26 protein-coding genes are annotated in these 22,727 nt (G+C 68.0%); 12 read left to right on the top strand and 14 right to left on the bottom strand.

Annotated elements, in window-relative coordinates; all coding sequences use genetic code 11:
- The first annotated feature begins 132 nt into the window (after positions 1-132).
- Genes AC07PA_RS32060 through AC07PA_RS32070 form a run of 3 tightly spaced genes read left to right on the top strand, consistent with a single transcriptional unit; the run spans position 133 to position 2,497 of the window.
- Positions 133-1,965, top strand: coding sequence for a hypothetical protein (locus tag AC07PA_RS32060; RefSeq protein WP_494610214.1), 1,833 nt, complete (start codon positions 133-135; stop codon positions 1,963-1,965).
- A gap of 26 nt (positions 1,966-1,991) precedes the next feature.
- On the top strand, positions 1,992-2,294 hold the full coding sequence (locus AC07PA_RS32065; protein ID WP_494610213.1) for a YciI family protein: 303 nt from the start codon (positions 1,992-1,994) through the stop codon (positions 2,292-2,294).
- 32 nt (positions 2,295-2,326) lie between these two features.
- On the top strand, positions 2,327-2,497 hold the full coding sequence (locus AC07PA_RS32070; protein ID WP_494610212.1) for a hypothetical protein: 171 nt from the start codon (positions 2,327-2,329) through the stop codon (positions 2,495-2,497).
- A 70-nt stretch (positions 2,498-2,567) separates the two neighbouring features.
- On the opposite strand, the gene AC07PA_RS32075 is transcribed toward AC07PA_RS32070, so the two are convergent.
- Positions 2,568-3,488, bottom strand: coding sequence for a LysR family transcriptional regulator (locus AC07PA_RS32075; protein WP_494610225.1), 921 nt, complete (start codon positions 3,486-3,488; stop codon positions 2,568-2,570).
- An 81-nt stretch (positions 3,489-3,569) separates the two neighbouring features.
- Between AC07PA_RS32075 and AC07PA_RS32080 the strand changes: the two genes are divergently transcribed.
- The 3 genes from AC07PA_RS32080 to AC07PA_RS32090 all read left to right on the top strand — a co-directional run bounded on the left by AC07PA_RS32080 (position 3,570) and on the right by AC07PA_RS32090 (position 7,050).
- Entirely contained in the window at positions 3,570-4,472 is a 903-nt protein-coding gene (locus AC07PA_RS32080; protein WP_494610211.1) for an NmrA family NAD(P)-binding protein, read from the top strand.
- 124 nt (positions 4,473-4,596) lie between these two features.
- A complete protein-coding gene (locus AC07PA_RS32085) occupies positions 4,597-5,826 on the top strand; it encodes an MFS transporter (RefSeq protein WP_494610210.1) in 1,230 nt (409 codons plus the stop codon).
- 510 nt (positions 5,827-6,336) lie between these two features.
- Positions 6,337-7,050 carry a hypothetical protein gene (locus AC07PA_RS32090; protein WP_494610209.1) on the top strand — a complete coding sequence of 238 codons (714 nt, stop codon included), beginning with the start codon at positions 6,337-6,339 and terminating at the stop codon, positions 7,048-7,050.
- 307 nt (positions 7,051-7,357) lie between these two features.
- Here the strand turns inward: AC07PA_RS32090 and AC07PA_RS32095 are convergent, their stop codons facing one another.
- From AC07PA_RS32095 to AC07PA_RS32135, 9 genes are all read right to left on the bottom strand, one after another.
- A complete protein-coding gene (locus AC07PA_RS32095) occupies positions 7,358-7,618 on the bottom strand; it encodes a hypothetical protein (RefSeq protein WP_007851106.1) in 261 nt (86 codons plus the stop codon).
- Between the two features lie 50 nt (positions 7,619-7,668).
- Complete coding sequence (locus tag AC07PA_RS32100; protein ID WP_494610208.1) at positions 7,669-7,908, bottom strand: hypothetical protein; 240 nt, start codon at positions 7,906-7,908, stop codon at positions 7,669-7,671.
- A 182-nt stretch (positions 7,909-8,090) separates the two neighbouring features.
- A complete protein-coding gene (locus AC07PA_RS32105) occupies positions 8,091-9,749 on the bottom strand; it encodes a bluetail domain-containing putative surface protein (protein WP_494610207.1) in 1,659 nt (552 codons plus the stop codon).
- Positions 9,750-9,939: 190 nt separating this feature from the next.
- Positions 9,940-10,845 carry an RCC1 domain-containing protein gene (locus AC07PA_RS32110; RefSeq protein ID WP_494610206.1) on the bottom strand — a complete coding sequence of 302 codons (906 nt, stop codon included), beginning with the start codon at positions 10,843-10,845 and terminating at the stop codon, positions 9,940-9,942.
- Positions 10,846-10,848: 3 nt separating this feature from the next.
- Positions 10,849-11,388, bottom strand: a complete 540-nt coding sequence (locus tag AC07PA_RS32115) for a hypothetical protein (RefSeq protein ID WP_494610205.1) — start codon at positions 11,386-11,388, stop codon at positions 10,849-10,851.
- A 421-nt stretch (positions 11,389-11,809) separates the two neighbouring features.
- Positions 11,810-12,775, bottom strand: a complete 966-nt coding sequence (locus AC07PA_RS32120; protein WP_494610204.1) for a glutathione S-transferase family protein — start codon at positions 12,773-12,775, stop codon at positions 11,810-11,812.
- A gap of 83 nt (positions 12,776-12,858) precedes the next feature.
- Positions 12,859-13,932 carry a Bug family tripartite tricarboxylate transporter substrate binding protein gene (locus tag AC07PA_RS32125; protein ID WP_494610203.1) on the bottom strand — a complete coding sequence of 358 codons (1,074 nt, stop codon included), beginning with the start codon at positions 13,930-13,932 and terminating at the stop codon, positions 12,859-12,861.
- 146 nt (positions 13,933-14,078) lie between these two features.
- Positions 14,079-14,642 (bottom strand): MarR family winged helix-turn-helix transcriptional regulator, encoded by a 564-nt coding sequence (locus tag AC07PA_RS32130; RefSeq protein WP_186457995.1) that lies wholly within the window; start codon positions 14,640-14,642, stop codon positions 14,079-14,081.
- An 80-nt stretch (positions 14,643-14,722) separates the two neighbouring features.
- Positions 14,723-15,601: a LysR family transcriptional regulator gene (locus AC07PA_RS32135; protein ID WP_238541823.1), complete on the bottom strand. Its 879-nt coding sequence runs from the start codon at positions 15,599-15,601 to the stop codon at positions 14,723-14,725.
- A 123-nt stretch (positions 15,602-15,724) separates the two neighbouring features.
- Here AC07PA_RS32135 and AC07PA_RS32140 point away from each other — a divergent pair, with 123 nt between their 5' ends.
- Positions 15,725-16,723: a Bug family tripartite tricarboxylate transporter substrate binding protein gene (locus AC07PA_RS32140; RefSeq protein WP_494610201.1), complete on the top strand. Its 999-nt coding sequence runs from the start codon at positions 15,725-15,727 to the stop codon at positions 16,721-16,723.
- Positions 16,724-16,746: 23 nt separating this feature from the next.
- Positions 16,747-18,096 (top strand): FAD-dependent oxidoreductase, encoded by a 1,350-nt coding sequence (locus tag AC07PA_RS32145; RefSeq protein ID WP_494610200.1) that lies wholly within the window; start codon positions 16,747-16,749, stop codon positions 18,094-18,096.
- A gap of 139 nt (positions 18,097-18,235) precedes the next feature.
- Here the strand turns inward: AC07PA_RS32145 and AC07PA_RS32150 are convergent, their stop codons facing one another.
- Genes AC07PA_RS32150 through AC07PA_RS32160 form a run of 3 tightly spaced genes read right to left on the bottom strand, consistent with a single transcriptional unit; the run spans position 18,236 to position 20,336 of the window.
- Positions 18,236-18,760: a TPM domain-containing protein gene (locus AC07PA_RS32150; RefSeq protein WP_035203047.1), complete on the bottom strand. Its 525-nt coding sequence runs from the start codon at positions 18,758-18,760 to the stop codon at positions 18,236-18,238.
- 2 nt (positions 18,761-18,762) lie between these two features.
- Positions 18,763-19,713 (bottom strand): TPM domain-containing protein, encoded by a 951-nt coding sequence (locus AC07PA_RS32155; protein WP_494610224.1) that lies wholly within the window; start codon positions 19,711-19,713, stop codon positions 18,763-18,765.
- Positions 19,714-19,724: 11 nt separating this feature from the next.
- Positions 19,725-20,336 (bottom strand): LemA family protein, encoded by a 612-nt coding sequence (locus tag AC07PA_RS32160; protein WP_494610199.1) that lies wholly within the window; start codon positions 20,334-20,336, stop codon positions 19,725-19,727.
- 199 nt (positions 20,337-20,535) lie between these two features.
- Between AC07PA_RS32160 and AC07PA_RS32165 the strand changes: the two genes are divergently transcribed.
- From AC07PA_RS32165 to AC07PA_RS32180, 4 genes are all read left to right on the top strand, one after another.
- The gene (locus AC07PA_RS32165) at positions 20,536-20,886 is read left to right on the top strand and encodes a nuclear transport factor 2 family protein (RefSeq protein WP_494610198.1); all 351 of its coding nucleotides are present in this window, start codon (positions 20,536-20,538) and stop codon (positions 20,884-20,886) included.
- 54 nt (positions 20,887-20,940) lie between these two features.
- Entirely contained in the window at positions 20,941-21,366 is a 426-nt protein-coding gene (locus AC07PA_RS32170) for a hypothetical protein (protein WP_494610197.1), read from the top strand.
- A 76-nt stretch (positions 21,367-21,442) separates the two neighbouring features.
- Positions 21,443-21,979, top strand: a complete 537-nt coding sequence (locus tag AC07PA_RS32175) for a hypothetical protein (protein WP_494610196.1) — start codon at positions 21,443-21,445, stop codon at positions 21,977-21,979.
- A gap of 31 nt (positions 21,980-22,010) precedes the next feature.
- Positions 22,011-22,400 (top strand): hypothetical protein, encoded by a 390-nt coding sequence (locus AC07PA_RS32180; RefSeq protein WP_007853262.1) that lies wholly within the window; start codon positions 22,011-22,013, stop codon positions 22,398-22,400.
- Positions 22,401-22,412: 12 nt separating this feature from the next.
- Here AC07PA_RS32180 and AC07PA_RS32185 read toward each other — a convergent pair whose 3' ends face one another.
- Complete coding sequence (locus tag AC07PA_RS32185) at positions 22,413-22,598, bottom strand: hypothetical protein (RefSeq protein WP_494610195.1); 186 nt, start codon at positions 22,596-22,598, stop codon at positions 22,413-22,415.
- Positions 22,599-22,727: the final 129 nt, after the last annotated feature.

A 22,727-nucleotide genomic window follows, 5' to 3' on the forward strand; every position in this document is an offset into this window, starting at 1 on the left:
CAAGAACTCGACCGCCCCTGCGGATTGCGGCATTCTCTGCAGCGCCATCCCCGTTCGCTCGCGCAGGCCCATGCGGGCAAGCGTCCCGCACCGGCAGGCCCAAAACAATACAACCCAGGGAGATCCTCGTCCATGCCATTGGCACACACCAACCTGCACACGCCGCGGGCCGCCGGCCCGCTGTCCATCGCCGCACTGGCCAATGACCGCCTGCTCATCGTCTACGGCGGCCGCCACCCCGATGACAGCGATGGCGAGGCCATCATCGGTCGCATTGCAGACCGCAGCACCGGCACGCTGGCCGGGGGCGAGTTCGTGGTCAACACGGTCACACAGAACCACCAGTACGGCGCCAACGCCGAGACCGCCACCGATGGCAGCGTGCTGGTGACCTGGCAGCCCAATGGCAGCAACACCATCCTGGCCCAGCGCTTTGGCGCAGACGGTGCGCGCATCGGCAGCGAGCAGACCCTGGTCGGCAACCGCGACAACATCGCGGGCATCAACGCGCTGGCCCTGGCCAACGGCAAGTACTTCGTCTCCTGGGGGCAGTACGCCAGCAGCGCCACCACCTACGGCGGCCTGTACGACACGGCGGGCACCGCCGTGGGGGCGCCGATCACCTACGCCACCAACAGCAGCTTCTTCGCGGTGGACGCCACGCGCTTTGCCGGCCTGCGCACCACGAACACGGCCGACTTCACGGGCGCCGTCAACTGGCTGCAGTTCTACAGCGCCGACACGGGTGCCCCCATCGGCGCAGAGATCAACCTGGGCGTGCACTCCGGGCGCGCCCTCATCCAGGCCCTGGGCGATGGCCGCCTGCTCCAGCTCACCAGCAGCAGCGGTACGGGCCCCGGCACGAACGACAGCATCGACGTACATGGCCAGTTCCTCGACGCGCAGGGCGCCCCGCAAGGTGCGTCCTTCGTGGTCAACACGGCCGGTGCCACGGGCAGCCAGAGCCCGCAGGCCGTGCAGGCCTTGGCAGGCGGCCGCTTCGTCGTGTTCTGGAGCACCGTCGACATCAACGGCAACCTGGGCGGCGAGATCCGGGGCCAGATCTTCAACGCCAACGGCAGCAAGTTCGGCGGCGAGATCCTGGTGGATGCCCACTCCTACGTGCGCATCGTGGACAAGACCTTCTCCGTGGGCACGGCCACGCAGGCCTTTGCCGACGGCAGCTTCGCCATCGGCTGGACAGCGGGCGACGGCGCCTACGTATCCGCCTACGACGAGCTGGGCACCATCGCCACCACCACCGCCCATGTGCAGGCCACGGTCACCGGCAGCGCCGGCGCCGACACCCTGGCCGCGGCCGCCGGCGGGCGCACGCGCTTCGTCTCCCAGGGCGGGGCCGACCAGATCACCGGCAGCAGCAACGTCGACACCGCGGTGCTCGACACGCCCTATGCCGGTCTGCAGGCCCTGGGCCTGCTGCAGCGCAGCGACGGCGTGATCACCTTCACCCCTGCCGGCAGCAGCACAGGCAGCACGCCCGCCACGCTGCGCGGCGTGGAGCGCATTGAGCTCAAGGACAGCGTGCTCGCCTTCGACACCGCCCTGCCCAACCTGGGCGTGACCGAGGGCGGCCACGTGGGCCAGGTCTTCACCCTGTTCAACGCCCTCACAGACCGCAGCCCCGACCGGCATGAACTCTCGGTCTGGGTGCGCAAGGCCGACGAGTTGGGCAACTACAACGCGCTGGCGCAGAACATGATCGACACCCTGCTGCCCGGCGCGTCCACCGCCACCCTGGTACGGCTGGTAGGCTCCAACCTGCTCAACACGCCGGTGGACGACGCCTTCGTGGCCCAGTTCTCGGCCATGGTGGGTAGCGACAAGCCCTTTGCCACCGCCGCCATGATCATCGCCGCAGCCGCCGCCCTGCCCGTGGCCACCGACCCGCTGGTCGCGCTGGTGGGCAGCGTGCAGCAGCTGTCGGTGGAGGTGTTCGCGCTGTGACAGAACCCACAGGGAGTGACCAGACCGTGAACGAATACATCCTGCTGATGCACGAGGACGCCCCGGACACCGCAGCCGCCAACGACGCGCAGCGCTGGGCCGACTACCTTGCCCGGTTGCGCGCCACCGGCCAGTTCGACGGCGGCAGCGCCATCGGCGCGGGCGAGCGCCTGCGCAAGGGCCAACCCGGCCAGGCCGCCACCGGCGCCCCGAGCGGCTTCATCCGCGTGCGTGCAGAGAGCCTGGAGGACGCAAAGCGCTTTCTGGCCGGCAACCCGGTCTTTGACGCGGGCGGCACGGTGGACCTGCGCAAGCTGCCGCGCACCTGAGCAAGCAAGCACACCACCCCAGGAGGCACGGTTTGAAACCCAGGCACTACGCTCTGTGGATCATTGCAGGCATCCTCATTCCACTCGCGCTGTACTTAACAGGCCACGCCATGGCTGCCGGCGCCGTCCTCCTGCTGGCCTTCGTTGTCGAGGTGATTGCCTCGATCATCACGGGCAAGCGGGGGAACGATACCGAGCGCTGAATGGCGGGGCAGGACCGCGTGGGGAATGGTTGAAGCCCCCTGGCAAAGCCCACCAGACAAGCCGAGCGCTTTACCCCAGCTCCGCGAACGACCCCACCACATCCACCAGCTGCTGCCGCACCCACCCATGGGCCGGGTCGCCGTGAAAGCGCTCGTGCCAGATCATCGCGGGTGACAGGGGTGCCACCTGCAGCGGCAGATCCAGCAGCGCCAGCGGCAGCCTTTGCGCCAGCAGGTGCGCCAGGCGACTGGGCAAGGTGAGCACCATGTCGCTGTCGGCCACCAGCATCGCGCCCGCCAGAAAATGCGGCACCCGCAGCGCGACGTGGCGAGTGTGGCCCCGTGCCGCGAGGGCGAGGTCGACCGCGCTTTCTCCCACGCCGGAAATGGTCACGGCCACGTGGCGCAGAGCCACATAGCGCTCCAGGCCCCACCCGCCTGCCGCGGCGGGATGCCCGGACCTCACCACGCACATCAGGTGGTCGGTGTAGAGGCCACGCCGATGGAAGCTGCCAGGCAGTGCCTCGAAAATGCCCAGGGCCAGGTCTGCGCCCCCCTGCTCGACCAGCCGCACGTTGTCCCCCACCGGTGGCGCGATGTGCAGGCTCAGTGCGGGCGCTTGGCGCTCCAGGCGGGCCATCAGCTGGGCCAGCACCACCAGGGCCAGGTGGTCGTGCGCAGCGATCGTGATGCGGCCCGAGGCCGAGGCGGGATCGAACACGGCGGGCGCAACGATGCCCCGGGCGTCGTCCAGCAGCCGGGCCACGGGGCCTGCCAGCGCCTGGCCGCGCGGCGTCAGTTCCAGCCCGAGCTTGCCGCGCACCACCAGGCGATCGCCCAGCATCCGGCGCAGCCGCCCCAGCGCCCGGCTGGCGGCCGGCTGGCTCAGGCCCAGGCGAAGGCCAGCCTGCGTGACGCTGCGCTCCCGAACCAGGGCTTCGAACAGTTTCAACAGGTTGAGGTCGAGCGCAGACAAATCCACTTGGTGCATATTCAATATGACTTTCATGCCATTGCCGCATGCTAAGCCGTCTCGCACCATTCGGGCTCTTCTGAACTGGATTTTTTTCGAATGACTGCTTCCCCTCCTCTCCCCTATGTCGTGACCGGCGTGACCGGCCGCACCGGTGCCGCTGCCGCCGATGCGCTCCTGCGCAGCGGCCAGCCTTTGCGCGCCGTGGTGCGCGACCCGGCCCAGGGCCGGCCCTGGGCCGAACGTGGCGCCGAGATTGCCGTGGCCGACCTCACGGACCTGGCCTCGATGACCCGGGCGCTCAGCGGCGCCCGGGGGGCCTATGCCGTCTGTCCGCAGCACTACGGCCGTGAAGACCTTGTCGAGCAGGCAGACCGGGTGGCCAGCACCACGGCGCGCGCAGCGCTGGCGGCGGGCGTGCCCAGGCTCGTGGCCCTGTCATCGGTGGGCGCCGACCGCGAGAGCGCCACAGGATGGATCGGGATGAACCGCGTGTTCGAGCAGCGCTTGCAGGGAGCCGGTGTTTGCGCCGTCTTCCTGCGCGCGGCCTACTTCATGGAGAACTGGGCACCGATGGTCGCGCAGGCCGTGCGCAGCGGCACGCTGCCCAGCTTTCTGGCCCCACCCCAGCGCGCCCTGCCGATGGTGGCCACGGCGGATGTCGGCAGCACCGCTGCGGCCCTGCTGGTACAGGAGGAGTGGACGGGGACCCGCGCGGTGACCCTCGCGGGGCCCGGGGACTGCGCGCCCAACGATGTCGCCGCCATCGTTGCAGCCACGCTCGGCAAGCCCGTCGGCGTGGCCGTGCTGCCCGAAGCGCAGTGGCCCCAGGCACTGGCCGACGCCCATTTCTCCCAGGCCGCGCTGGCGGGTTTCGCCGAAATGACCCGGGGCCTCAACGCCTCGCACATCGACATCAAGAGCGACCCCGACGCGGCCGCACGGGCAGGAACGACGGCGCTCGGGCAGGTCATCGCGGCCCTGGCACGGCGCCAGGGCTGAAGCCCGGTGCAAACGCGGGTCGGGCAAGGTCTTGCCCGATCCGTTAACCTCGCCCTCTTCAACCGACCGCGCGCAACACCCTCCTGCGGCGCGGCACCGCAACCGCTTTGCCATCCACCACCCCATGACCACCCCCACGGGCCCCTCGTCCAACGGACTGCTGTTCCGTGTCTCCAGCGCACATGCGGTCAGCCACCTGCACATCATGGCCGTGCCGGCCATGCTGCCGCTGCTGCCCCAGGCGCTCGACGCGAGTTTCGTCGAGCTCGGCTTCGCCATCGGCATGTTCAACATCGTCACGGCCCTGGTGCAGGCGCCGCTGGGCTTTGCGGTGGACAAGCTCGGTGCACGGCGCATGCTCATCGCCGCGCTGGCGCTGGGCGCGCTCAGCTTCGGGCTGCTGGCGGTGTTCCCCAGCTACACCTGCCTGCTGGTGGCCATGGCGCTGGCGGGGCTGGCCAACGGCGTGTACCACCCGGCGGACTACGCCCTGCTCTCGCGCGGCATCGACGCGCAGAAGATGGGGCGCGCCTTCTCGATCCATACCTCGGCGGGCTATCTGGGCGGTGCGCTGGCCCCGCCGCTGATGGTGGGCATCGCCGTCACGGCGGGCGCGCAGTGGTCGTTTGCCGTGGCCGCGCTGGCGGGCGCCATCGCCCTGGCCTGCGTGGCCGGGGGTGGGCAGGCCGCGCCCGCCACCGCCGCCTCGCCACCCAAGGCCGACCAGGCCAAGGCCAAAGCCACGGCGGGCCGCCCGCTCAAGACCCCGCTGCTCACCCTGGTGACCCTGACCCTGCTGTTCACCCTGCTGAGCCTGAGCACCGGCGCCATCGACAAGTTCTCGGTCACTGCGCTGATGCAGGGCTTTGCCGTGCCGCTCTCGGTGGCCAACTCGGCACTCACCGCCTTCCTGTTCGCCAGCGCCGCCGGCGTGCTCGCAGGCGGGGTGCTGGCCGACCGCACGCAGCACCATGGCGTGCTGGCAGCAGCCGCCTTTGCGCTGGCGGCCGTGCTGGTGGTGGCAGTGATCCTGGTGAGCCTGCCGGCGCTGGCGCTGGTGGTGGCACTGGGGCTGATCGGCTTCTTGACCGGCGTGGTCGCCCCCTCGCGCGACATGCTGGTGCGCGCGGCCTCGCCGGTGGGGGCCGAGGGCCGCACCTTCGGCATCGTGTCCACCGGCTTCAACATCGGCGGCGTGCTGGGCCCCCTCATGTTCGGGCTGCTGCTCGACCGGGGCCTGGCGGCCGGCGTGCTCTGGGCCTCGGTGGCCTTCATGGCCGCCACGGTGGTGATCGTGCTGTTCCAGGAGCGCAGCCAGGCGGCAGCGCGGCAGCCCGCGCTGGCGGGGCGGTGACCCGCCGGCTCGGGCCACGAACGGGCAGCCAGCGCCATGGCAGAAAGCATGCGCTGCATGGCGCCATGCCTTGCCAAGGTACGGCTGCCGGCTTGTGAAGCAAGCCTGGGTGAAACCGGCCTTGCCCTCGCTGCTGGTGCGGGGCCGCCTCTCAGCGGATCACAGCCACGGCGGTCGGGTTGGGGCCCGGAGCCGACGTTGCGAAACGCCACCCGGAAGCTGCCGTTGATTTGCCGCCCGCCGGCTCACAGTCCCAACGTGCTGTTGAAAACACCGGTGCCTCCCTACTGGCAAGCTATAGTTTGCTGAATTGATGCTTGCCGGGTTTGCAGGAAATTTATATCGGTGCTTTTGAACAGCGCACTGATCGCAAGCCCAAGCTGCAAGCCACTTCCAGGAGGACCCATTGTCCAGAATATCCCGCAAGGTCCAGTCTATCCCGCAGGTTTTGCGGGATACAGCACGTTGGACATCTGGAATAACCTGCCGTAGGCGCATGGAGGTACTCTCATGTTGAGATCCCAGTATCTTCTGCTACTGGCCTTCCTGGCAGCACCATCTTTCGCAGCGCCCTCTGACGCCCTTGCCCAGTGGGTACCCAATGGTTGGAAGGTCATCACCAACAACGCAGGGGACCTGAACCGCGACGGAATTGACGATGTGGTGCTTGTCACTGAAGAAACCAATCCTGCCAATTTCAAGAAGAAGCCAGAGGGGTCTCCTGGACCGAACATCCTCAATTTGAATCCACGCCGTCTCGTCATTCTCCTGCGGTCATCCAGTGGGCTGAAAGAAGTCCTGCGCAGGGACGATCTGCTCCCTAGCGAGAATGCTGAAGACATGGATTGCTTGGCCGATCCACTAGCGAACGGTGGTGTATCGATTGCGAGAGGCAATCTGGTCATCGAATTGCAAGATTGGCGAAGCTGCGGTAGCTATGGCGTGGTGAACGAAAAGTTCACTTTCCGCGCTCAGGGCACTCGGTTTCAACTTGTTGGTTATGACCGCTCTGAGTCCTCCCGCAGCACTGGCGAAAGATCCGAGTACAGCACCAATTATTTGACGGGCAAAAAAAAGACAACGACGGGACTGAATGACTTTAGGGACTTCAAGGCAGAGGTTTCTTGGAAGAGGCTTCCGTCCAAGAAGGCTTACTTCTTGGACGAAATCTCCCTCCATTGCGACGCAGCTGATCCAGCGCAAAAGAACAATTGGTGCCAGTAGCCATGCTCCATATGCCCAACCATCAGGTCAACACGGACGCTGCGCGATAAAGCCGCGCTGCGCCGGTTACCTCAAACGTTGAGCGCCTGCTTTCAGCCGCCTCCACTGGCCGCTCCTGGCCGATGGCCGCCATGGTAGACAGGCCGGAAACGGCGCCTCGGCAGGTTGTCAAAGCAGCGGCCCGTCGTGTAGCAGGCCCTGGGCTCCAACACCAGTGGGGCCCAGGGAGCCTTCAGAACAGATGGCCCCCGGGCCGCAGATGCGGGTGCGGCCGCAGTCCTTCAGCCGTTGCACATCGCGCGCTGTCTCACAATGACATGACAGCGAACGAGCAGAAGACCAACACGATGCAAAAGAACCCGCCAACGAAGCAGGCGGACCGGTCGGTGAGGACCCGCTGCCCATCGCGCACAAAACTCAGTGCTCCCGCTGCGCCGTGGATCCGGCCTTCGCCTGCGCGCTCGCCACGCCAGCGCCCCAAGGTCAGCGCATAGATCACCAACTTGCCCGCCACGACGAACACAAAGTCCACCAATATCGTGGCCACCAATCCAAAAATTGCTTCCATCCGTATAGGTTGCCTGCGCGACAAGTGCGCGCTCTTTCTTCAGTGCCGCATCAATGACTGTCGAACACATCCACGGGGGACGGGGACACATGCCGCCGGAGCTCGCCGTTGGCGACTTCCAGTGCCTCAGGGTAGCTGGCCCAGGGCCCCCGCACGGTGAGCACCGGGGAGCCGTCTTCTTCGAAGATGAAGATGCTGTGGGGCACCGGAGCGTGCTGTCGCAGCGTGACGGGCCTCACCATGTAGACGGAGCCATGGAGTTCGATGTTGGGAGGCCAAGGGGTGTGCATGCCGACTCTTGTTACAAATGTTTCAACTGTGGCCATCTTATGCCCAGAAGCGCCATTTGGATGATCGGCAACCCGGGTGAGCGTGATGTCCTACACGGATGGGGTGTGAATCGCAGGGACGCGGCTTCGCTGAGGGGCCGAAGGCGGGCGTCGCGTTGGCAGAGGCGGGTTGTAGCCCCGCCCTACCCCACCGTCCAGTCCCCATCCACCACCGCAGACACCCCGCTCAGCCGGACCAGGCCATCCTGGCTGCCCAGTGCGGCCGTGGCGTCGTTCACCAGGATGTAGGTGTCGCCGCCGTAGCCAAAGGCAATGGCCTTGTTCGCCCCGGCCGTGCTGGCAGCCAGGGCAGCGGCGTCCAGCAGCGAGGTGGACGCGGCGATGCTGGCCAGTTGCGCGCTGCTGGGCGCCGCCTTGGCGGTGGGTGTGGCGGCGGTCAGGCGCAGCTGGTCGGTGCCGCTCACAAAGTCGGTCACCTCGATGGCCGAGCGGCGCAGCGCGGCCGCGTTGTCCAGGCCCAGGGCCGCGCTGGCGGAGCCGGCAAGGCCGGTGAGGGCGAGCACGTCGGCACCGGTGCCCAGGGTGATGCTGTGGGCGTTGCGGGCGCCGATGGTGACGGTGTCTGCCCCGTCGCCCGCATCGATGGCGGCGCGCCCGCCGGAGGCGTCGTTCACGGTGATCCGGTCGGCCGCCTGGCCGCCGAGGATGCCGATCGGCGTGGCACCCGTGGTGGCGAACGTCAGGTCCAGCGGCGCCAGGAGGGCCGCGGCGTTGATCACCTGCACATGGGCGCCGGTGATGGTGGTGGTGAGGGCCTGGTTGCCCGTGAGCCTGATTTCCTCGGCCGCGGCCGCAGTAATCCTGGCGCTGTTGACCGTGGTGGCGGTCACGCTGCCCGGCGTGCTGGCAATGTTCAGGGCGATCACATCGGGCACGATGATCTCGTCCGCCCCGGTCGCGTCGGCCAGCATGAGGTTGACCGGCGCCACCTTGAACCAGGGGGCCTTGAAATGCACCGTCAGCGCCGTCCCGGCCAGGGAGTTCTGGATGCCCACCCCTGTTTCGCGGTTCACCCCGGTGAACGTGACGTTGCTGCCCGTGGCCGCGTCGAGCCACAGCTTCCAGATGCCCCCAGACTTCTCCGCACCGAGCTGTGCCCCCGCGCCCGCGGTGATGAACACGGACTCGATGTTGCTCAAGGTGGGCACCACCTGGTCGCCGGCGGCCAGCGTGGCCTTGAGCACATTGCCCTTCATGCCATGGCCGCCGCCCTCGATGACGTCGGCCGAACCCAGTTGGCCGGGACTTTGCGCCAGGAAAACATCGTCATGCCGCGTGCCTTGCAGCGTGTCATTCCCGGCCGTCAGTTCCAGCGTGACCCCCGGGCCCTCCGAGATGACGTCGACCGTTGCATAGCCCTTGTTGGACGGGTTGCTGGAGTACGCATGCACAGCCGCGATCTCATCGTTCCACCGGGCGGCGGCGGCCGAGTAGATGGCCAGGTCGCCGGTGGCGCCTTCCAGGCCCGAGAGGATCTGCCCCAACTGCAGCGCAACCACGCCCACATTGGCCTTGCCCACGGCGGCCAGGTAATTCTCCAGCTCCCCTCGCAAGGCAGGATTGGGCAACAGGCCCAGCGTCGCCAACAGCATGTAGGACAGGTACGCTTCGGACGCGCGCGCGTAGCCCTCGCCAAACTCACGCGCCACCGCATGGGCGCCCTCCGAGCCGATCTTGGCCACTGTGTAGATGTACGACTCGTACCACAGTGGCTGCTGCCCATAAAACACACGGTTCAATATGGCAAAGGTGGCATCCGCGCCGAAAACCTGCACTGGCATTTTTTTCAACCTCCCGGGTTGTTTTTTGCAATGCACGGAGCCTATCGCGCCACGGGCCATTGAGATGCGCCTGCCCTCCACCATCGAGCAACTCTTTGCTACATGCAGCCTTGCGGCACACCCAGCGGCTCAGGACCCGGAGGAACCAGGCAGTGGCACCGCCTGTGCGGGCCGTGTCACCGGGCAGCCACTACCGGATGGTGTGGACCAGCTGGTAGCGCTTGCTCGCCACCATCTCGTACAGCGTGCTGCTTTGCTTGTCACTCTTGAGGCCGTAACCGACATACAGCGTGGAGCCCCGCAAGGCGCGCAGGTCCTGGTTCGAGATCAGCACAGTGGTCCTGTTCTCCAGCCCGTGGATCCAGGGCAGGGGAATGCCGAACGGTGTAAGGGGTGAGAAACCGTACCCGTTGTAGCTGAATCCCGATGAATCCGGCCCAAAGACCATGAGATAGACATCGCCCTCTACGCCACTGGCCAGGTGTTCGCTGCTGATCTGCACCCGCACCGTGAGCGTCTGGAGCTCAATCGGCCCCGTCACGGTCATCTCGCCCAGTTGCCCCGGACTGGGGCCTTCGAACACCACGGGCGTCGGCTGCACCGGCGCGGCCCCGGCTGGCCCGGTGCCCAACTGCCCCACGCTGTTGCTGCCCCAGGCCATGAGGGTGCCGTCGGACTTCAGGGCCAGGGTGTGCAGGGCCGCGGCCGCGATCGCGGTGTAGCCGTTGCCCAGGAGCTGGGGGCTGTCCACATCGGCCGGCGAATCCACACCCAGCTGGCCATTGGCATTGGAGCCCCAGACCCACACAGTGCCATCGGTCTTCAGCGCCACGGTGTGCGACGTGCCCTTGGCCACCTGGCCATAGCCCGCGCCGAGCGAGGCGGGCTGCTCCTCGCCCTTCCACTGCCAGAGCGTTCCATCCGCCTTCACGCCCACGGCGGTGGCGGCATTGAGCGCGACCTGCGCAAACCCGCTGCCTGCCGGGCCGTTGCTGCCGTAGGCAGTGCGCCAGATGTTGAGCAGGTGGTTGTTCGACACGTAGCGCAGCGCGCCACCATCGAGCACGAACAGCGCGTTGTAGGGGCCTGTGGCCATCTGCTAGTAGCCGCTGGGCAACTGGTCCAGCGAGCCACTGCCCCCTGCGGGCGCGCTGTAGACGAGCTTGGACTCGCCCCAGAACCAGACACTGCCATCGGCCTTGGCGGCGGTGTCGGACGTGAGCAGCTTGTCAAAGCCGCTGCCGATCTGCACCGGCGCGGTTTCGTAGAACTCGCGGTCCTTCAGGACCGCATGGCCCCACATCCACAGGCTGCCATCGGCCTTGAGCGCCACCATGTAGCGGCTGCCCACCTGCACCTGGGTGAAGCCGGTGCCCACACGGACCGGCTTTTCCGCGCTGACGGACGTGCCGTTGCCCAACTGCCCGTTCATGTTGTTGCCCCAGGTCCAGAGCGTTCCATCGCTCAGGATGGCGGCCGAGCTCGTGGCACCCGTGGCGAACTTCACCACCGTGGCGGCGTGGGCGCCCAGCGCGGTGGCGAGCAGGGCGCACGCAATTGCCCATTTCGTCGCCAGTTGGCGGGACGAAGCGATCTGCGGCGCCTGCAAGGGGTGGGTCAACACGTCCAGGAAATTCATGGGGATCCGCCTTTCAACAAAACAAAAAAGAAGGAAAGAAGAAGGAAACAACACACAACGAAGATGACCTGGGGAGCACCACCAGAACTGCGTGGGCAAAAAGGCGCTGGCCTGGCAACCCGCTGCAACACGGGGCGCAATGCAGCCGGCCACTCCCGGGTACACCGGATTCGGCCTCCCTCCCCTGCGCGCTGCGCAGTATGCGCAGTGCAACGCGGCTTGTCCCTACCCCAGGCAGGTAGTGCGTCGTCCACGAGGTGCCGAGCCACCGGCTTGGGTGCGCTGATGCCGGTTGGCGGGCACCCATGGGCCCCGCAAAGGCATGGCAGGGTACCTGCCGCAAGCCCCCCATTCCGTCAGGCGCGCACGCCTGTGGGGCCCGCCAATCGCGAGCCGGTCGAGGCCGGGCCCGGGCGCTGCCTCAGTGAATGGCGCCCGGCCAGTCCAGCACTGCCTCGCGAACCGCCGGCGCAAGTTCGCACCGCCCAACGTACGCGGCGACGTGGGGCCGAAGGCCGCCGCTCCAGAACCGGTCGGCACCCAGGTTCTTCATGCGCAACAGCTCAATCGCCCAGAAGAGGTCGGCCATGGTCAGCGCCTCGCCAAAAAGCCAAGGCGATGCGCGCTCGGTCAGAGTCTGCTCCAGCTGGCTGCAGGCGGCCTCCGCCTTCTCGTAGGCACGGAGCATGGCCTCTTGCGAGAACAGTTGCTCGGCGGCACACAGCTCCTTGGCCCGCTTGGCCCGGTAACCGCGTTGCAGTAGCTCGTCCTGCGGGAAATCAGCCAGGTACCGGTCGCACCGCGCCACCTTTTTCATGGCGAAATCCACGCCGGTGCCCGCCCGCGGCGACGCGCCGTAGCGGTGTGCATCCGGCGTGCGCCCGACCAGCATCTGGTAGTTGGGCAGTTCGTCGACCAGCCCCAGCTCCTGGTCGATTCCATCGGCCAGGTGGCCCGGGCGAAGCGTCGCGGCAGGGTCCGCCAGACCGTCCAGGTAGCTGCATATCCGCCTGGAGTCGATGACGACCTTGCCCGCCGTCCAGTCCACCAGCGTGGGAACCACAGCGGGATCGCAACCCCCCGTCGCCACGGCGGTACTGCCGGAGTGCAAGGACACCAGGGGCAGACCCTCGCTGTCGCACGCCAGCATGCGCAGGCGCACGTACTGCGGCAGATAGGTCTCTCCGGCAACAATGCTCATGGAGCTGGACAGGTACGCCATGCCGTGGTGGGCCAGCACTGCGCGGACCTTCTGCGAGCAGATCGAATTGGGCGCGTGGAACAGTTCAAAGCGCGCCCTCCCGCCCGGGGAGGATCCAATCGGTTCGGAGCGGGCCGACAGCTGGGCGCGGGCGTTCGTGACAAGGGTTTCGAGGTCGGAGTTCATGGGGTCTGGTTGCTTGTGGGGAGGTGTTGCACCCGGCGCGCGCCCGCGGGTGCGCGAGGCCGGGCCTGGGGGGTCGTGGCGCTTCAGTCCGCCTTGATGCCGGCCTTGGACACCACCTGGCTCCAGCGTTCGACATCCTGCTGCACCTGCTGTGCGAAATCGGCGGGCGAACTGGCGGACACGGCCAGGCCCTGGGCCTGCAAGGTGTCCAGCGTGGACTTTTGCGACAGGGCCTCCAGCAACGCCGCGTTGAGCCTGCCGATGGCGCTGGCCGGCGTTGCCGCGGGAGCAAACAACCCGAACCAGTTCGCATGCGACAGCTCGGAGTACCCCGCCTCCCGAAATGTCGGCACCAGTGGGGCTGCGGCCACCCTGGTACCGTCCGCCACGGCGAGCAGCCGCAGCTTGCCGGCGTTGGCATGCGGCATCGCCACCTGCAGCGACATCACGCCCACCTGCACATGCCCGCCCACCAGATCGGTCACCGCGCCGGCCATGCCCTTGTAGGGCACGTGCAGCAGGTCGGTGGCGGTGGATTGCTTGAACAGCTCCATCAGCACATGGTGCGGCGATGCGGCGCCGGGCGTCGCATAGGTCAGCCGGCCCGGCTCGCTGCGGGCCAACGCCACCAGCTCGGCCACCGACGACACCGGCACCGAGGGGTGCACCACCAGCGCCATGGAGCCGACAGCCGCCCGGCCGATCGCAGCGAGGTCCTTGTGGGGCAGCGCCGCCAGCTTGCGGTAGAGGCTGGGGGTCATGGCCAGGGAGTCCGCGGCCATGAGCAGCGTATGCCCGTCGGCGGCAGACTTGGCAACGCTGGCCATGGCAATGGTTCCGCTGGCACCGGGCTTGTTCTCCACGACCACCGGCTGCCCCAACCTGCGGGACATGAAGGGCGCCACGGAGCGCGCAATGATGTCGGCGCCGCTGCCCGGCGTGTAGGGCACGACGATGGTGATGGGCTGCGTCGCAAACGGCGCCACCTGCGCCTGCGCGGCGCCCGCAGCCACGGCAAGGACAGCGCCCAGGGCCGCCAGGAATGGCCTGCGCAGCAGGCCAGTCAGTGCAGGCCTGCGCGCCCTGGCGATGGAGGTTGCAGTTGCCCTGCCCCCCGCGCTGGGCACCGGATCGGGGTGGCCGTCGTGGTTTGTCATCGAAGCTCCTCGCCGCTGCGGCGGTGCACGGCAGCCACCATGACCACCTGATGATTAGTAGCTTAAGCTACCTTTTATCGGGACATGCTGGTGTAAACCCGGGGCACGCAAATCCCCCGATGGGCCGTGCATGGAGCGTTGGAAGCCTAGTCGGATGCCGGACCGTCTTCGCCAGAGGCATCGCTGCGCTTGCGCATCCGGCGCGCCACCGTCAGCTTGCGACCGCTGGATGCCAGGTCCGGGTGGCTGTTGAGCACGTTGTGGTACAGGGCGCGCAAGGTCCTGCGCATGGTGTCCACGTCCGCCGTTGGAATGCCGTGCAGCCAGCTCGCCTCCAGCGCCCTGGCCTGGGGCATGACTTCGCGCACTAGGGCGCGGCCATCGGCAGTGATGGAGACACGCGTGGCGCGCTTGTCGGCAGCCGAGGTGAAGCGCAGCACCAGCCCGCGCTCCTGCGCCTGCAGCACGACCCGCGAGAGGTAGGACAGCTCGGTTCCCGCGTGCGCCGCGAGTTCGCTGAGGGTCTGGTCGTTGCCGTCCGTCAGCGCGGTCAGCACACGCCATTCGGGAAGGCTCAGGTGGTGCTTCTTCAGGATGTCGGCAAACGTGGCGGACACAATGTCCGCCGACCGGTTGAGGAGGTAGCCCAGCGACTGGTCCAGCCGATAAGGCTCGTTCAAGGGGATGGGGGATTGCTTGCCAGTGGCCATGTCTTGTTGTGCGAAAAACGATGCGTCCATCGGAGTCTAGCGACCGCCGGCACGGCGGCGGACGGCAGGCGCAAGCGCCCTCACTCCAGAAACAGCTCCGCCACCATCGCACGCAGCCATCTGTTGCCGGGATCGTGGTGAAAGCGCTCATGCCAGTGCTGCTTGATGGCAAAGGTCGGCAGCGGGAATGAGGTCTGCACCAGGCGCACCGCCGCAATCCGTGCCAGGGTCTGGGCGACGCGTGCGGGCACCGTGGCGATCAGGTCGGTCTGCGCCAGAAGGTTGCCCAGGCCCGGCAGCGTGTGCAGGGTCAGCACCACGTCGCGCTGCATCTTCAGGCGCTTGAGCTCCTGCTCCAGCAAGCCATGCCCGGTGCCCGGCGCGATGATGGCCACGTGCCGCTCCCGCCGGTAGAGCGGCCGGGTGACACGCGACGCAAGGCGCGGGTGCGCCTTTCTCACCACGCAGGCAAACCCCTCATCGAAGAGCTTTTGCTGGTAGAAGCCCGCATCGAGTTCGGGCATGTAGCCCACGGCCAGGTCGGCATCGCCGGCCTCCAGGCGGGCCGCCGTCTCGGGGGCGATCCGCAGCACCTCGATCTGGATGCCCGGGGCCACGGACTCGACCTTCTTGACCAGCCGCGGCAGAAACTCCAGATGGCTCACGTCGGTCATGCTGATGCGGAAGTGCCGCTTCGAGGTCAGCGGGTCAAACACCACCTGCTGTTTCGTGGCCGTGCGCAGCAGCTCCAGCGCTTGCCGCAGAGGGCCGAGCAGGTCGGCGGCATGCGGCGTGGGCACCATGCCCTGCGCGGTTCGCACGAACAGCTGGTCGTTGAACTGCCGCCGCAGGCGTGCCAGGGCCAGGCTCACCGAGGTCTGCGGAATGTCCAGATTCTCAGCCGCGCGCGACACGCTGCGCGTCTTGTAGACCTCATCGAACACGGAGAGCAGCCGCATGTCCATTATTTCAAATCCTGCTGAGAGTTATGCCGCGCATTAAATAGACGCAATGTTGCTCTCCCCCTAAAGTTTGCGCAATCCCTGTACCGCATGCGGGGGACACACAAGGAGACAACACCCATGGCATCCGACACGCGGTCCATTTTTTTCACCGCATTCCCCTCCATCCGCGCCGCCGCCGCACTGGCATGCCTGTGCCTGGCCGGCCTGCCGGCCTGGAGCCAGGACTGGCCGCAGGGCCCCGTCAGGCTCGTGGTCCCGTTCGACGCAGGCTCCACCCCGGACCTGGCCGCGCGGGCCATTGGCGAGCGGCTTGCAGCCCGGCTGCACCAACCCTTCGTGGTCGAGAACAAGAGCGGCGCGGCGGGCAACATCGGCACCGACGCGATTGCCAAGGCCAGCCCCAATGGCCGCACCATCGGCGTGAGCATCGCGGGCCCGCTCGGGGTGAACGCGCTGCTGTTCAAGAAGCTGCCCTACGACCCCGCCAGGGACATTGCGCCCATCACCATCGCCGTCTCCCAGCCCTCCGTGCTGGTGGTCGGCAAGAAGCTGGAGAGCGCCGGCGCCAAGGCGCTCGCCTCCACCATGAAAGGCGCGAAGCTGACGTTTGCATCCATCGGCGCCGGGTCGATCTCGCACCTGGGCATGGCTGCGCTGGCCGCCCAGGGCGGTGCCGATGCGGTGCACATTCCCTACCGCGGATCGGGGGCGGCCGTCACCGCCCTGCTGTCCGGTGAGGTCGACATGGCGCTGCTGCCGGCGGCAGCGGTCATGCCCCACGTCAAGGCAGGCAAGCTGTGGGCCCTGGCCGTGGCTTCGCCGACGCGGTCACCCTCGCTCCCCCACGTTCCCACCCTCGCGGAAAGCGGTCTGCCCGCCATCCAGGCGGACGCCTGGATTGCCTTCGTCGCACCGGCTCGCACGCCGGACGCCGTCCTGAAGACCCTGCAGAGCCAGATCGCGCAGATCCTCGCCGAGCCGGCCATGGTGGAGCGATTCCGCACGCAGTACATGGACCCCGCAGGCGGCTCGCCCGAAGACATGCGCAAACAGCTTGGCGCCGACATCGCACGCTGGAAGCCGGTGATCGAAGCCAACCGCATCGCCCTGGATTGATTGCAATGAAAGAAAAGAACGACATGGCTGTTGAAACACTGCTGGAGCCCGCGCGCCACCTGCCGGTCTTTGGTGAATACGACGTGGTGGTGGTGGGCGGCGGGCCGGCCGGCCTGGCGGCTGCGGTGAGCGCGGCGCGCAGGGGGGCGCGGACCCTGCTCGTGGAGTCCTACGGCTTTCTGGGCGGCATGGGCACCGCAGGCGGCGTCACCAACTTCGCCGGCCTGTACGGCCGGCATGAAGGGGAGATGAAGCTGCTGGTGCGGGGCGTCGTTGACGAGCTGCTGGACCGCCTGCAGGCGCAGGGAGGGCTGAACCAGCCGCAGGACGGGATGCAGGGGCGCATCCGGGTGCGCTCCTACGACACCTCCATCTACAAATGTGCGGCCGACCAATGGCTGCTCGGTGCGGGCGTGCAGCTGCTGTTCCATGCGCGGGCCGCAGGTGTCCTGCGCGATGGCAACCGCATCCAGGCGCTCGTCGTCGAGACGAAATCGGGCCGGCAGGCGATTCGCGGCAACGTGTTCATCGACTGTTCCGGCGACGCGGATGTGGCGGCCTTCGCCGGCGTTGCGCACGAGGTCGGCGACGGGCACGGCAGCGGCCTGTTTCCCTCGACGATGTTCCGGGTCGGGCATGTCGATGCCGACCGGGCGCTGCCGGCCGTGGGCGAGTTCAAGGCCATCAACGACTTCATGGAACGAGCGCAGGAACAATTTCCGGGCAGATACCGGTTTCCCCGCGAAGGAGCGATCCTGCGGCCCCAGATCCATCCGGCGGAGTGGCGCGCCAACGTCACCTCCATCGCCAACGCCCAGGGGCAGGCGATGAACGCCGTGAACGCCATCGAGCTGAGCGACGGCGAGGTGGAGGGGCGCCGGCAGATCGCCGAGTACTTCCGCTTCCTGCGCGAACAGGTTCCAGGCTTCGAAGGCTCGCGCATCGTGGAGATCGCGCCGCAGATCGGCATCCGCGAAACCCGCCGCATCGAGGGCCTGTATGCGCTGACGGGCGAAGACATTCTCCAATCGGCCCGCTTCGACGACCGGATCGGCTTCAACGCCTGGCCCATGGAGCTGCACCGTGCGGGCGGTATCTCCTGGGGCTTCCCATCGGACCCGCGCAGGGCCTACAACGACCTGCCCTGGAGGATGCTCGTGCCCAAGGTGTTGGAGAATCTGCTCGTGGCAGGCCGCTGCGCGTCCATGACCCACGAAGGCCAGTCCGCGGCGCGCGCCAGCGGTGGGTGCTTCGTGATGGGACAGGCTGCGGGCACCGCTGCCGCCCTGGCCGGCGCCCAAAGGCTCCAGGACACCGATGTCCACCGCCTGCAATCGTGCCTGCGGGAGGACGGGGCGCTGCTGGAGGCCTGAGAGGCCAAGAGGCCAAGAGGCCACCGGCAGCATCGCCCTGTGCGATCACCCTGGCATTGCGCAGGCCGAACGCACCGCTGCAGAGCTGCGCTTTGCCGTCACCCCACAACTGCGGGCTGCGGCAGGCGGCGGCAGCCACTCACCGAACAACCGGCGCGTCAGGCAACTCGTTGGCGTAAGCGATGCCGGCGCCCAGCCTGGGAAAGTGCGCCGCCTGCCTGGCCGACACTGCATCCACCGCCTGCGCCAGGCCCTCTTCGTAGCGGCCTTCGCGCAGGTGCACAGCCAGTTGAGACACTACCGCCTCCCATTCGCCCGGCGGCACGCTGCGGGCCAGGCCACGATCGGCAACGATCTCGATGGCGTGCTCGGGCACCAGCAGGTAGATCAGCACGCCGTTGTTGTGCTCGGTGTCCCACACGCGCAGCTTGCTGAACAGCATGAGCGCGCGTTCGCGGGCCGTGGCGTCGCGCTGCAGATAGCTCCAGGGCAGCGCGCCTTCGGCGCAGATGCGGATCTGCCCCGTGTGCAACTGCTCGCTGGCCGCCACGCGTGCCGACAGCCGCGCCAGGGCCTCATCGGGCAGGGCCTTGCGCACATCGCCCTCTTGCCAGCGGTGTACGGCCAGGCGCCGCAGCGCGCGCAGAGATCGGGACAGCACCATGGCTACCACCCTCCGGAGGCACCGCCCCCGCCAAAGTTGCCACCGCCGCCCGAGCTGAAGCCGCCGCCCGAACCTCCGCGCGAGCCCCCCCCGCCGAAGCCTCCGCCGCCCAGGCCGCCAAGGCCCCCGAGCCCCCCGCCCCATGGGATGCCGGAGCCCCCTTGGCGCAGCGTGGTGCGCCGGCCTGCTCCGGCCATCAGCGTGAACAGCAGGCCCGCAATGGCTGCCAGGCCGGCCAGGAGAACGCTGGATGTGAGCACGAAGGCCCCCAGCCCCGCCGCGCCGCCGGTGGCGAGCGAGCCGAACGCGTTGCCGAACATCGAGCGCGCAATCGGCCCGCCGATCAGCACGCCCATCACCAGGACGATAGCGGCCTCACCCCAGCCAAACCCCGAAACCATGCCTTGGCCACGCGTTTGCGATGGCTGTGGCGCAGAGGGTTCGGGAAGCGGTTCGCGGGCAATCAGCGCACCCAGCTGCGTGGCGGCAGCCTGCAGTCCGCCGGCAAAGTCGCCAGCGCGAAAGCGCGGCTGCAGGGTGCCGTCGATGATGCGCGCAGCCGCGATGTCGGGGATGGCGCCTTCGAGCGCCTTGGCCACCTCGATGCGCATCTTGCGGTCGTCCTTGGCGACCAGCACCAACACCCCGTCCCCCACGTCGCGGCGCCCGATCTTCCATTGGTTGGCCACGCGGTTGGCATAGGCGGCAATGTCTTCAGGGGCGGTGGTGGGCACCATCAGCACGACCACCTGGCTGCCCTGGCTCGATTCCAGAGCGGTCAGTTGCGCTTCGAGCGCCGTGCGCTGATCGGCGCTGAGCGTGCCAGTGCCATCCACCACATGGCCTGTGAGCGCTGGTACCGGCTGCACGGGCGCCTGGGCCCAGGCACAAACCGCCCCCAGCAGGAGCGCGGCAGTGGCAAGGTAGCGCCAGAAGGGCTTGGCGTGCGGCATGAGCCCGTAGCTCACGGCTTCTTGGGGGTGGTTGAGAAGTCCACCGTGGGCGGGGCGGAGATCTGCGCCTCATTGGGCACGGCCATCGGCGGCTTGGGGGCGTAGCTGAACACCTTGGCCGTGAAGTTGGTGGGAAAGCTGCGCGCCAGGGTGTTGTACTGCTGCACCGTATCGATGTAGCGGTTGCGCGCCACGGCGATGCGGTTCTCGGTGCCCTCCAGCGTCACACGCAGGTCGCGAAACCCCTGGTTCGCCTGCAGCGTGGGGTAGCGCTCGGACACCGCGATCAACCGCGACAGCGCACTCGACAGCTCGCCCTGCGCCGCCTGGAACTTGCGCATGGTCTCAGGGTCGTTGAGGGTCTCGGGCGTCACCTGGATGGCAGTGGCCTGGGCCCGCGCCTGCACCACGCGGGTGAGCGTTTCCTGCTCGAAATTGGCCTCGCCCTTCACGCTGGCCACGATGTTGGGCACCAGCTCTGCGCGGCGCTGGTACTGGTTGAGCACCTCGCTCCATGCGGCCTTGGATTGTTCGTCCAGGCGCTGGAAGTCGTTGTAGCCACAGCCCGAGAGTGCGAGGGCAGCAAGCAGGGTGGCAAGGGCGGCGGTGAGGCGTTGGATCATGGTGAGGTCGTCCGTGGGCAAGGCAGTGGCGTGCGGCGAACCCACCATATGCCATGCCCATGCGGCGACGTGTAGGAGCGAAGCTATTCCCGGCGCGCGCGGCCCCCCCGCCCGCTGCTCACCATGCACCGGCTGCGCAGTGGCTTGGCCTTGGGTCGCGAGCCAGACCTGCGTCGGCCCCGTTTGCTACAGTCGTGCAATGACTGACACGAGCGTGCTTCCCCCCGACCTTCAGGCCGCGATGCGCGCACGCGACGAGGCCTTCTACGCGGCCGATGCCGTGCAGTGGGGCCAGTACACCGCGGGCCGTTTCACGACGGTCCAGCAGAACGGGCAGTACATGTCCCGGGCGCAAAGGATCGGCAACCTCCAGGCGCAGAAGCCGCGGCCCTATGTCGCACGCGAGCGCGAGCACCATGAGCAGCAAGGCGAGCTGGTCGTCACGCGTTTTTTCAGCGGCGGGCTGTGGGTGGTGGAGGTGTGGAAGCGCGTGGACGGTGCCTGGGCCACGGTCATGACCCAGGCCACCACGGCTGCATCCAATCCTTGAGGAAGGTTGCACTCAAGGAAGGTCGCGCGCCCACCTGAGCGCCCCATTGCCCCCATGAGCCACCGCTGCTTTCGCTTCAAGCCCTCGCACCCGGACCTCAGCGCCCCGCAGATTGCGGCCATCCGGCGCATCAGCCCGCACTCCATCGCCGAGATCCGGCGCCGGGCGGTGGCGAACGAGTCCGTGCTGGACATCGCGGTGTTCTCAGGCGAGTGGCCCGCCAGCAAGGCCCAGGTGGTGGCGCTGCTGCAAGGCATCGAGGCGGGGACCCTGCCGCTGGCGGTCTTTGATGCGGCCATCTCGGCCGGCGCCCCTGCGCAGGATTCGTCGCCCGAGCAGCCGCTGACCGTGGCGCAGGCGCGCCAGCGCCTGCAGGTCCTGAGGGACATCGCGCTGGAGCAGGACATGCACGCGCAGCTCGAAGCCGGCCACATCGCCTCGCCCGCAGAGTACACGCCCCTGCCCGAGGACGAGGCCTGAGCACCCGCCCCCGCAGGGCCTCCCGCCCATGGCATCATGCCCACCCCGCAAGGACGCCACGAACACAGGAGCGCCGGTGAGCAGCATCGACCAGGAGACCGCAGAACGCCTGGGCTTCCCCAAGCCCCACTACGTTGCCATCGAGCGCGAACGGCGCTGGCTGTGCCGCGAGCTGCCGCCGCGCGAACGCATTCGCCGCACCGAGGCGATCACCGACCTCTACGTGACCGGCGCGCGGCTGCGCCTGCGGGAGGCGCGCCCGCTCGATGGCGGCGCGCCCATGCTGCGGCTTACCCGCAAGGGGGACGTGGACGTGCACACCCGGCTGATCACGTCCATCTACCTGCCCGAGGATGAATTCGCGCTGCTCGCCGCCTCGCTGCCGGGGCGGCGCATCACCAAGCTGCGGCACCGGCTGCATCCGGCGGACGGGGTGGCCCTGATCGTGGACGAGTTCCAGGGCGAGCTCGCGGGCCTGCTGCTGGCCGAGGCGGAGTTCGCAAGCCCCGAGCTGCTGGCCGCGTTTGCAGGGCCGGACTTTGCGGTGCGCGAGGTGACCGACGACCCGCGCTTCACCGGCGGCCGCCTCGCGCACCATGGCCTCCCGGCATAGCCTGCGAAAACGCCCTGGCTGGAACCGCACCGTGACGCCCTTGTGCCTGACCGACACGCCCGATTTCCAGCAGCGCCTGCGGCAGGCCTACACCGAGGGCGGGCTGGTGCCCGACGACCTGCTGATCCTGCGCGCCGCCACGGAGCCGGCCAGGGTCCTGGTGGGCGACCGCGAGCGGGTGCTGCGGCTCCTCTTCGCGCTGGAGCGGTTGGCGGCCATCCTGGGCGAGCCCCACCCCTGCCTGGAGGGCATCGCCATCGACTGGATGCAATGGCCGCAGGAGCGCTGGGTCGTCAGCCTGGAGCAGCATGCGCTGGCGGCCCTGCTGCAGCTGGCCCAGTCGCCCTTTGGCGCAGAGTTTGCAGCCGACACCCACCAGTTGCGCCCGCGCCTGTTTCGCATCGCGCAGAGAGCGCACTGAGCCCACCTGGCGTCAGGTACCGGCAGCCCCCTCCATGCGCGCCTTCAGCGCAGCCAGGCCCCGGCCTGCCCGCCGCTGCATGACCCGCCTGGCCAGCGGGAGCACCAGGCAGCGGACGGCAAGGCTCTGGCTTCGGCTGTACATTCGCCAGGTCAGTTCGCACGACTGCGGCGCCGTGGCGTGCAGCGAGATCTCCATGCGCGGCAGCAGTGGCAGAAGCCGCCCCTCGGTCGCGAAGAACCCGGGGGCCCTAGTGTCGTGAGTTAGAAGTTCGCAGGCAAAATCTCTCGACACTCGCGAGGATGTCATCTGCGGTCTTTGACCAGA

The organism is Acidovorax sp. GW821-FHT09B03, assembly GCF_059418305.1.

Coding starts and splice junctions, on each gene's coding strand:
- AC07PA_RS32095 (WP_007851106.1), bottom strand. CDS start 7,618: ATGGAAGCAATTTTTGGATTGGTGGCCACGATATTGGTGGACTTTGTG.
- AC07PA_RS32140 (WP_494610201.1), top strand. CDS start 15,725: ATGGCATCCGACACGCGGTCCATTTTTTTCACCGCATTCCCCTCCATC.
- AC07PA_RS32060 (WP_494610214.1), top strand. CDS start 133: ATGCCATTGGCACACACCAACCTGCACACGCCGCGGGCCGCCGGCCCG.
- AC07PA_RS32150 (WP_035203047.1), bottom strand. CDS start 18,760: ATGGTGCTGTCCCGATCTCTGCGCGCGCTGCGGCGCCTGGCCGTACAC.
- AC07PA_RS32135 (WP_238541823.1), bottom strand. CDS start 15,601: ATGCGGCTGCTCTCCGTGTTCGATGAGGTCTACAAGACGCGCAGCGTG.
- AC07PA_RS32115 (WP_494610205.1), bottom strand. CDS start 11,388: ATGAATTTCCTGGACGTGTTGACCCACCCCTTGCAGGCGCCGCAGATC.
- AC07PA_RS32165 (WP_494610198.1), top strand. CDS start 20,536: ATGACTGACACGAGCGTGCTTCCCCCCGACCTTCAGGCCGCGATGCGC.
- AC07PA_RS32160 (WP_494610199.1), bottom strand. CDS start 20,336: ATGATCCAACGCCTCACCGCCGCCCTTGCCACCCTGCTTGCTGCCCTC.
- AC07PA_RS32105 (WP_494610207.1), bottom strand. CDS start 9,749: ATGCCAGTGCAGGTTTTCGGCGCGGATGCCACCTTTGCCATATTGAAC.
- AC07PA_RS32130 (WP_186457995.1), bottom strand. CDS start 14,642: ATGGCCACTGGCAAGCAATCCCCCATCCCCTTGAACGAGCCTTATCGG.
- AC07PA_RS32075 (WP_494610225.1), bottom strand. CDS start 3,488: ATGCACCAAGTGGATTTGTCTGCGCTCGACCTCAACCTGTTGAAACTG.
- AC07PA_RS32110 (WP_494610206.1), bottom strand. CDS start 10,845: ATGGCCACAGGCCCCTACAACGCGCTGTTCGTGCTCGATGGTGGCGCG.
- AC07PA_RS32170 (WP_494610197.1), top strand. CDS start 20,941: ATGAGCCACCGCTGCTTTCGCTTCAAGCCCTCGCACCCGGACCTCAGC.
- AC07PA_RS32085 (WP_494610210.1), top strand. CDS start 4,597: ATGACCACCCCCACGGGCCCCTCGTCCAACGGACTGCTGTTCCGTGTC.
- AC07PA_RS32125 (WP_494610203.1), bottom strand. CDS start 13,932: ATGACAAACCACGACGGCCACCCCGATCCGGTGCCCAGCGCGGGGGGC.
- AC07PA_RS32120 (WP_494610204.1), bottom strand. CDS start 12,775: ATGAACTCCGACCTCGAAACCCTTGTCACGAACGCCCGCGCCCAGCTG.
- AC07PA_RS32090 (WP_494610209.1), top strand. CDS start 6,337: ATGTTGAGATCCCAGTATCTTCTGCTACTGGCCTTCCTGGCAGCACCA.
- AC07PA_RS32145 (WP_494610200.1), top strand. CDS start 16,747: ATGGCTGTTGAAACACTGCTGGAGCCCGCGCGCCACCTGCCGGTCTTT.
- AC07PA_RS32100 (WP_494610208.1), bottom strand. CDS start 7,908: ATGCACACCCCTTGGCCTCCCAACATCGAACTCCATGGCTCCGTCTAC.
- AC07PA_RS32155 (WP_494610224.1), bottom strand. CDS start 19,713: ATGCCGCACGCCAAGCCCTTCTGGCGCTACCTTGCCACTGCCGCGCTC.
- AC07PA_RS32080 (WP_494610211.1), top strand. CDS start 3,570: ATGACTGCTTCCCCTCCTCTCCCCTATGTCGTGACCGGCGTGACCGGC.
- AC07PA_RS32185 (WP_494610195.1), bottom strand. CDS start 22,598: ATGGAGATCTCGCTGCACGCCACGGCGCCGCAGTCGTGCGAACTGACC.